The organism is Pseudomonas sp. HN11 (assembly GCF_021390155.1).
GTDB lineage: Bacteria > Pseudomonadota > Gammaproteobacteria > Pseudomonadales > Pseudomonadaceae > Aquipseudomonas.
Genome location: NZ_CP089985.1, coordinates 1,186,434 through 1,196,196 on the forward strand (window position 1 = coordinate 1,186,434; position 9,763 = coordinate 1,196,196).

3 protein-coding genes are annotated in these 9,763 nt (G+C 62.2%); 2 read left to right on the forward strand and 1 reads right to left on the reverse strand.

The window, feature by feature from the left end:
- Positions 1–284 precede the first annotated feature (284 nt).
- A complete protein-coding gene (locus LVW35_RS05390) occupies positions 285–4,892 on the forward strand; it encodes a hypothetical protein (protein ID WP_233894108.1) in 4,608 nt (1,535 codons plus the stop codon).
- On the opposite strand, the gene LVW35_RS05395 is transcribed toward LVW35_RS05390, so the two are convergent.
- Entirely contained in the window at positions 4,854–7,973 is a 3,120-nt protein-coding gene (locus LVW35_RS05395; protein WP_233894109.1) for a transglycosylase domain-containing protein, read from the reverse strand. The two genes, LVW35_RS05390 and LVW35_RS05395, sit on opposite strands and share 39 nt — an antisense overlap.
- Before the next feature lie 368 nt (positions 7,974–8,341).
- Between LVW35_RS05395 and LVW35_RS05400 the strand changes: the two genes are divergently transcribed.
- On the forward strand, positions 8,342–9,760 hold the full coding sequence (locus LVW35_RS05400; RefSeq protein ID WP_233894110.1) for an amino acid permease: 1,419 nt from the start codon (positions 8,342–8,344) through the stop codon (positions 9,758–9,760).
- The last annotated feature ends 3 nt before the right edge of the window (positions 9,761–9,763 follow it).

Sequence of the window (9,763 nt, forward strand, 5' to 3'; positions counted from 1 at the left end):
TTTTCACCCTTTGCACCGGTGCGTTGACGGCGAGTTCCAACGGGCCAAATGACACCGGCCATCAACTGCCGTCCGAAGTGGCCGGCAAGTCTTTATGACAACGCTGGCAACCCGGTAAACCGCTTGGCCCCGCGCTTTGACCGTTCCGGTACGGCCACCGTGGTCTGGGATGCCGAGGTCTGGGGGCCATCGGCGACGTCGCTCTGTGGCGGTAGTAACTGTCTAACGCGTGCGGCAGGGGGACGGGGCGTAGCGTGACGGGTTTGAGCTACCTGGAGCCCCATATGTGTGCTGCCGTTGCATCACTGCGTCAATCCCATGTCGACCGTCTGCAAGACCTGTTTCTATCGCGACCTTCATTACCGGTCGTGGCGTTGCAGTGCGCACAGGACTACCTGGATCACTATCTGCTGGCCTGGAATCTGTCGGCCCGGTTGATCTATCTGGCGACGCCGACTGCCGGCGATTACCGTTACCAATCGCTCACTGAATTGCTGGTGCAGCGAGTCGCCCAGGCCCGACCGATGGCGTTGGTAGAGGGCTACCATGTGGTGATGCGTCGCGTGCGCGAAGTGTATGCCTTGAGCGGGCCGAGCCTGGAGGAGCTTGAGCGGTTGATCAATCAGTGTGGTGCGCGGTTGTTGGAGGCTTATGCGCAGCGTTTGCAGGCCTGGTGGCGTGAGCCGGTCAATGGCTTTGGCAGCCGCTGGGCGGCGCTGTCCGATGGGTTGCTGGCTTTGCTCTACGATTCGCCGCCCCCGCCAGGTATGGCCCCGGGCGATATCGCTCAGTGGTTTCCAAAACACGTGCTACCCCCACGTCGTCCCGATCCGCATTGGCGCTTGCACGGTGCGGTACGGGTGCACACTGTGCACCTGCGCAGCGTAGGTCAGTCGGACCAGCAAGCGTTAACGGCGCCGTTGTTGATCCTCACCCCTCCACCTATCCGCGGGCGCGAGCAGCAGATCGTGTTCCGTCCCGCCAGCGGCATCCATGAGCTGCAACATCTGGAGGATGTCGGTCCGTGGTTGCACGCCTGCGACGCCAACCAGGATCGCTGGTTTGCCTTGGAGGTCCAGGGCGATCCATTCGATACCCTGGCGGCCAGCTACCTGGCCTGCCAACTGCGCGATCTCGACGCCATCGACCGCACCGTCGAACGCACTCCAGAGCAGGTACTGGGGCTGCTGGATTACATCACCGACCCACGACGCTGGTTTGCCGACCGCCTGAGCCCACAGCAGCAACAACTGCGCGAAGCACTGCCGAGGTGGCTGCTGCACGCGAGCGTCGATGACAGCCTTGCCTATGCGCGCTTGCTGCATTCGCTGGTTCAGGTGCGCGAGCAACAGGGCGCTGCGCATTTCATGGACGGCATTGCGACGCTGCGTCAATTTGCCGTCCAGACGTTGCAGGCGTGCCTGGCACGCGAACCCAGGGCCAAGGCGCTTGAACCTGGTGATATCCGTATCACCTTCGATCGGGTGATCGCCGCCGCCGTCCCGGTGCAGGGCGGTTTTATCGCGGGTGAGGTCGACCCGGTCACCGTGACCCTGCCTGAGCTGGCGCTGGAGAATCTGGCGGGCTTTCCCCACACGGCCAAGGTCATCAAGGTCAAAGGTGCAGCGGCTCCCGGTTGGCTGACCTATGACCTGCTTAAGGTCTGTATACGCGAAGCGAATGTCGGCCAGGCCTATCCGGCCCTGCTCAAGAAAAACCTGATCGACGATGCCGGTCAGGCGAGCCGTCGTCGCCAATTGTTCTGCCGGGCGTGGCGGGTGCAATTGCCCATGCTCGCTCTGTCGTTGAAGATTCAGGGCCAGCAGGGGCTGACCTCTGAGGGCTACCAGCGCATCCATTTGGCCGTGCAAGCCACACCTGCCGAACGAGAATCAATGGCCCTGTGGCCATTGGCGTTCAAGGCCAGTGTCGACGCAGAACCCGACGTTATCGAGGGCTTTTTCATCATCGGTCCACAACACGACGTGGGAGGGCCGCACGTGTTGTACCAACCCTTGTTCGAGCCGATGCTGCGGGAGTATCCGAGCCTTGACGGGCTATTCGATGCGATCAAGGCGCCGGGTGAGTTACAGGATTCGGTGCTGGCCTGGATCGCTCCTTCGCGCCAGGCCGTATACGCCCAGGGTGGTTTTCATGAGCCGCATATTCGGCATTTCCTGCCCTCGGATGAGTTCACCGTTTATACAAAACCTGCGCCTGCGCAGTTGGCTAAACTCCTGTTCGGGGGGGACCCGGCCGACCACGTGTTCGGTGCGGTCGCCAACGCCCTGGTCAGTCTTGCCGACCGGCAGGCGGTATCGAATGCCGAACAGCGCTGGGCGTGTTTGAAGCAGGTCGGCTGGCTGCTGCTGGGCACAGTGTTGCCGTACTTCCCCGCGCCCTTGGCGCTCGGCGGCTGGTTGCTGCAACTGACCGACAGTGTGCAGCACGACGTCGAAAACCTGGCCGGCGAAGACACGCAGGCCCGCAGTGCCGCTCTGCTGGACCTGCTGGTCAATCTGATGGCGGTACTGGCGCATCAGGCTGCGCCGCAGAATCCACTGCACTCGTTGGCGCTGGAGCATCCCGTGTTTGCGCCGCTTGCGAAAGTGCCACCGACCACCCGAACACCGCAACGCATCCCGGCGCCTGTCGCGTATACGGCCCCAGGTGGCTGGGCGAACGCGCGCGATGTGATGACCCCCGACTTACAGGCACGCATCAACCCGTTGAGCGTGATGACCTACTCCGAACCCTGGCCTACCGCGCTGCCTAACGCCGAGCGCACTGGCCCCTGGCAAGGCTTGCTGCGCGACACCGACCCCGCTGAGCCGCAATGGCAGGCGCTGGTACGGGGGCAGCTGTTTCGGGTCAGGGTGGGTCAGGATCGGGTGCGTGTGATCAGCGCTGATGGCCGGATGCTAGGACCCTGGCTTAAACCCTCGGGCGCTGGGCAGTGGGATTTCGACCTTGGGTTGCGTCTGCGCGGTGGCAGTGCCGACCACATCGGTACAGCAACCGATCAGGAAAATCGGCTCAAACCCCTGGAGGACGCGCACACTCAGGCGATTTCACTGCGCATGAGGGCCAGTCGCGCCATGGAACTGGCCCGTAGCCTGACCCGCAAACCGCCTGGGGCGATCAGTGAGCAACAGCGCAGCCAGGCATGGGACAGCTACGTGCGGGAGATGGGCAACAAGGTCAAGCATTCGCAGGAGGAGCTGCTTGCCCTCAAACGCTTACGCGCGTTCAAACCTCGGCCGCACTATGAAGAAGACCTGAGTGAGGTGCTGGAGACGATTATCCTGACGGCGCAGTTGCTTGACACACAGATGCGCGCACAAATGGTTGCCATCAACCTCAGGATACGTCCACTGCTGGACAGCCTGAGTCACGAAGATGCAGACGAGGCCGGGGCCGATATCAATCGCCAGGCCCATGATCAATTACGCCAGGGTATGCGCGAGCTGGCGACGGTGCATGATCAGGCCATCCACTGGCGAGCCCTGGAAGAACGCTACCTGGAAGAATTGACTCAGGTCCCGAAATTGGGGCGCGACCGTGCTCGCGCCTTAACCGACGGCTTGCACGCGCGCCCTTCGGTGCTGGATCTGCAAGCCTTGCAACTCACGACCTTGTGGGGCATTTCCATCGATGTAGACGGCCAGCCACTGGACGATGAGTTTTTCGCCGGCATGAGCGACACCATCAACCGCGCCCGTTGGGCCAGCCGCTCGCTGGCGGAAATGGATCAATTGCGCAGCGACACCGCTGAACGTATCGAACTGTTGGAAAGCGTTGATCACGTACTGTCCCTGACCGATGACCAGATTGAGTTTTGGCGTACCATGGAACCCAATAAGTTCGACTTGGTGTACCTGCAGAAACTTCAGGAATTGCTGGGCCAGTTACATCAACGGACGGAACGGCAACTGAGTGGGCTGGTGCAGCCAACGGCTGAGGCTGAGCCAGCGTATGGCCCGCCGGCCTCCGCGCGCGACAGCGGCCCGCGGCGCAGGAAAATCATCCGTACCCGTAATCGCGACCTGTTTGTGGCGCGTATGAGCCCGCCGTCGGAACATCAACAGCGTGAGATCGCCGAAGTCGGCGACGCCAGCGCCGGGCCCGTCGGCTCATTCACCCAGGCGGAGGACGGGGTGTGGGACCTGACGCAACCTGAGACGCCGCGACCTGATCCGGCGTTAGGGAGTTTGATGAGCAAGGCGCGGCAACTGCTGGGCGAGGTCGATAGGGCGATCGCCAGTGTGGACGCCATGGTCGCACGCGCTAACGATCCGGCTTCGTTGCAGGAATTGCTGGAGGCGCAGGCGCGCAGTCGGGAATGGCTGGCTGACGATATTCAACGCAAATTGCAGGGGGCCGGCGATGTGCGCCTGGCGGCCGTCCAGCAGGCCAACGCACGCGCTTTGGAGGGCCAATTGCGTGCGGCGGTTTTACGTTTGCAGGCAGCTGGGCTGGCGGCGCGCATTCGGGCCACCCGTAACCGGACGATGACCGCCAACGACGTGGCGTTCCTTCACGGCCAAGGCGAGGTGCGTATCGTCAGGCAGGGCGGGCGAGTTGCATTGCGCGGCGCCCCTGGCGATTTTCTGCAGGTTTACGCCGTGCTCAATGTGCATGACGACAAACCACTGTGTTTCGCCCACTTTCACTACCCGCGCACCCAGGGACCGGACGATCACTACACCGCCGGCCACCTCAAGACCCCCGAGCAAGAGCGCAAAGGGCGTCAGGCCCAGGCTCAAGTCGAGGCGGATGCCTTTGCGCGCATGAGACTCGGCCAGACCGGCCGAGCGCAACAGACCCTGGAAATTCACCGGGCCACCATTGAGCTACGGCAAGCCCGGCGGCTGTTCTTCAGCGTTGATTGAAACCAGCGGTGCGCACAGCGTATGAGTGCCAGGCTGCAAATACGGCAGCAGGATCGGCGCCATGCCCTTGAGGACCTGCACCGGCAGGGCCGAGGTAAAGGTGAAGTGTTCGGCGGATTGGCCTGGCACGAAGGCGGTCAGCGTGCCGAAGTGATGCTCGCCCAGGTAGAACACAAAGGTGGCGGTACGGTTGATGGATTTGGAACTGAGAATCCGTCCGCCGGCGCCGATGGCTTCGATGCGGTTGTCGCCCGTGCCGGTCTTGCCGCCCATGGCCAGCGGGGTGCCGTCGGCCAGCTTGAAACTGCCGGCCACGCGTTTGGCGGTGCCGGCGTCCACCACCTGGGACAGTGCGCCGCGCAGTGCTTGCGCAACTTCAACCGGGATCACTTGTTTGCCCGGCGCAGGGTCGTTGACCACCTTGGTTTCATAGGGCGTGCCGGCAGCAAAGTGCAGGCTGTCGATGCGCAGCACTTTAGGACGTACGCCGTCATTGAGAATGATCCCCATCAGTTCCGCCAGGGCGGCCGGGCGGTCGCCGGAACTGCCGATCGCAGTAGCCAGTGACGGCACCAGATGGTCGAAGGGGTAGCCCACCGCTCGCCAGCGCTGCTGGATATCCAGGAAGGCCTCGATTTCCAGCATGGTGCGGATACGGCTGTCCCGTGCACGTTGATGACGGCTCTTGAACAACCAGCTGTAGACTTCCTGACGTTCGAACTGGCTGGCCTTGACCACGTCGCCGAAGCTCGCTTCGGGATGATTGAGCAGGTAGCCGAGCAGCCACAGATCCAGCGGATGCACCTTGGCGATATAGCCTTGATCGGGCAGGTCATAGGTGCCGGGACCGTAGGCGACGTAGAGTTTTCGCAGGCGTTCGTCGGTGAGCTTTTCGTTGGTTTTGACCCCGGTCAGGTGCGAGCGCACGAACAGGTTGAAGCTCGCCTGGCTGGCATTGGGCAGCAGGTAACGGTGCACGGCGGCCAGCCGGATCGGCGTGGGGCGCAGGCCATCGAGGAAGGTTTCGAGGCGTGCCTGGGTGTCTTTCTTCTGGTACTTGCGCCAGAACTTGCGCAGGAAGGTAGTGCCTTCGCGGTCGGCAAAGTCGGCGAGATATTCCTGGCGGCGCGGGTCGTTGTCGTCCTTGAGTAACTGCGCGCTGTTGTTCTCGCCGGAGTAGATGCTGTAGCGAACTACATCGCGCATCAGCCGAATGAACGGCAGGTTGATCGATTCGCGCAACGCATCGCGCAGCGTGGGGCTGCGGCCGTTGTCCTGGCTGCGAAAGTTATGGAAGGTATGCAGTCCGCCGCCGGTGAAAAAACGCTCGCCAGGGCTGGCTGAGTAGGTGCGGTCAAGGGCGGCTTCAAGCATCTGGGCCAGGGATTTATCCGGGGTCTGGATCAGGTAGTCGAGGGCCCAGCGACTCAGTCGGTCCTGGTCATCCACGGTGATCTTCTTCAACGCGGCAGGGGCCTGGGCGGCGTATTTGTCGTGCAGTTCGGCGATGATTTGCAGGTAGGTAGTGAGCACGCGCAACTTGGCGGTGGACCCCAGTTCGAGCTTGCTGCCTTCATTGATGTCGAAGGGCTGGTCGGTGTTGTCGGTTTGCACGCGCACCCGCGAACCGTCGGGGGTCAGTTCGAACAGGGTGAAGCTGTAGCGCACCTGCGCGGTGGTGGCGGGGGTGAGCAGGCGCTCACCGAGCAGGCCGATCTGGCGGGCATACTCCGGATCGGCAAGGTGCTTGAGGTAGTCGCTGACCCGGTCCTGCAATTGCACCTGCAACGTACTGGTGGCCGACAGGTCAAGGCGGTCCAGGTCGTACAGCGGCCGGTCGAGCAGGGCGGCGAGACGGCTGCGGGCCACGCTGATGCCTTTGTTGGTTTCAATCGGTTGCACCGTGGGTTGTTGCACCCAGTCGCGGTAAGTGACCCTGGCGGCCAGGGCCACTTTCAGCAATGCCGGTTCGATCACGCCGTGCTGGGCGAGCAAGCGAAGGTGGCTGTCGGTGAGTTGCGCCAGTTCTTCACGACCTTTGGCCAGGTAATGGGAAGGGCGACGTTGGGCGATGATCAATGACAACACCTGCCGCAACGCCAGGCCTTGCTCGGCACTCACTGCGCCGAGCAAGGCCTGGTTGACCTGGTTGAAATCCGCGCCGTACCACACCCGCAACCCCTCGGCCATGCCGTGTACTTCACCATGGCCAGGCACCGCCGACAGCGGCACGCTATTGAGGTAGTCACGCAAGATATTCTGCCGCGCGGGCAAGGTCTCGGGCCCGCCGTGATAGGCGCGCACGGCGGCAGAAAACATCTGCCGCAGTTTTTCTCCTCCCGAAAGGGTCAGACCGTCTGGCGAGTGGCGGTATTTTTCCAATTGCGTCGCCAGGGTGCTGCCGCCCGCGCTCTGGCCCGGCAGATGCAGCAGCTTGGCCACTTGCGACCAGGCTGCCCTGGCGAATCGCGGCCAGTCCACGGCGGGGTTCGCCTGGGGTTGAGCGGGGTCGAGCAGGTCGCGGTCTTCGATGAACAACAGACTGTTGGTCACCAGTGGCGGGATGCTGGCAAAGCTCGCGTACAGTTGCTGTGGGTAGTTGTACTGATACAGCGGTACAGCGCGGCAGTCGGTGATAGACAGTCCGGCCTGGATCTTTTCCGCATAGGGCACAAACAGCCCCTTGGCGCTGTAGTCGATCAATGCCGGGGAAAACCGCGCCTGGGCCTCGATTACGTAGCCGCGCTTGAGCAATCGCGGCAGGAAGGTATCAAGGTCACTGTAGCCCAGGCGTCGGTCGAACGGGCCGGCGCCGGGATACGTGATGGCGTCGCTGGGGCCTGGCTTGACCTGATAGGTGAGGTCTTGCGCCAGTCGGCTGAGTTCTTGGGCTTGCAGGCGCGAGGTGCGCATTTCCCTGGCGGCAGCAAGCCCCAGGGCGATCAGTGCCATCAGCACGATCAACCAGAACAGGCGGCGCCCGTAGCGGGGCCTGGGGGTGTTTTCGGGTGACGGCGCTGGGTCCGAACTGCCTTGTACTTTCGCAGCCTTGGTCGAGTCGGTTTGCCACAGTGCGCCCATCGTCGATTGATCCCTTCACGCAGATTGATCGGACTTGCTGAAAGCTTAGTCGCTGAGCGCTGGTCGTGAGGAAATAGTGAAACTGTTTGTCAGGCAGATCAGGAGAGGCACGCTGCGGCGATTTGCCGCTCGGTGCAGGATAGATGCTCCTGTAAAGTTGCATTCAGGCGGGCACTTTCACTAAATTGCCCCTCTTTTATAGTGAAAGAACCTGCTCCTGGCTTTTTATACTGCACGCCCCGCTGATCTTGCCCGGCAAGAAGGGCTCGTCCATGAGGCGGTCCCGGTTTCGGCAAGGGCCCAGGCCTATCGGCTTGCGCCCTGGAGACTCGACGGACAATCCAATAACAAAATGAGGTTGTACCCCTATGCCAGTCGGCAACCCACTGCCCCATGGCGAGACCGCTCAAGGCGGCCCGCTCAAACGCGAACTTGGTGAACGGCACATTCGCCTCATGGCCCTCGGCGCCTGTATCGGTGTCGGCCTGTTCCTCGGCTCGGCCAAGGCCATCGAAATGGCTGGCCCGGCGATCATGCTCTCCTACATCATCGGCGGCCTGGCGATCCTGGTGATCATGCGCGCCCTCGGCGAGATGGCCGTGCATAACCCGGTTGCCGGTTCATTCAGCCGTTATGCGCAAGATTACCTTGGCCCGTTGGCGGGCTTTCTCACCGGCTGGAACTACTGGTTCCTGTGGCTGGTGACCTGCGTGGCCGAAATCACCGCGGTGGCGGTGTACATGGGGGTCTGGTTCCCCGACACGCCGCGCTGGATCTGGGCCCTGGCCGCCCTGATCAGCATGGGCACCATCAACTTGATCGCGGTCAAGGCTTTCGGGGAATTCGAATTCTGGTTCGCCCTGATCAAGATCGTCACCATCATTGCCATGGTGATCGGTGGCGTCGGCATCATCGCTTTCGGCTTTGGCAACGACGGGGTGGCATTGGGGATTTCCAACCTGTGGGCCCACGGCGGCTTCATGCCAAATGGCGTGCAAGGCGTGTTGATGTCCTTGCAGATGGTGATGTTCGCCTATCTGGGCGTGGAGATGATCGGCCTCACCGCCGGTGAGGCGAAGAACCCGCAGAAGACCATCCCCAGTGCCATCGGCTCGGTGTTCTGGCGCATCCTGCTGTTCTACGTAGGGGCGCTGTTCGTGATTCTGTCGATTTACCCGTGGAATGAAATCGGCACCCAGGGCAGCCCATTCGTGATGACGTTCGAGCGCCTGGGCATCAAGACCGCCGCCGGCATCATCAACTTTGTAGTGATCACCGCTGCGTTGTCCTCCTGCAACGGCGGCATCTTCAGCACCGGGCGCATGCTCTACAGCCTGGCGCAGAACGGCCAGGCGCCGGCGACCTTCGGCACCACGTCGAGTAACGGTGTACCGCGCAAGGCGCTGCTGCTGTCGATCTTCGCCTTGCTGCTGGGCGTGTTGCTCAACTACCTGGTGCCGGAAAAAGTCTTTGTATGGGTGACATCCATCGCCACTTTCGGTGCGATCTGGACATGGCTGATGATCCTGTTGGCCCAACTCAAGTTCCGTAAAAGCCTGAGCCCGGCCGAACGGGCAGGGCTCAAGTACCGCATGTGGTTGTATCCGGTCAGCTCGTACCTGGCCCTGGCGTTCCTGTTGCTGGTGGTCGGGCTGATGGCGTATTTCCCCGACACCCGCGTGGCGCTGTACGTAGGTCCGGTGTTCCTGGTGCTGCTGACCGTGTTGTTCTACGTGTTCAAGTTGCAGCCATTGAACACTGCCCAGAGCGCAGCGCGTTCGGCGTAAATA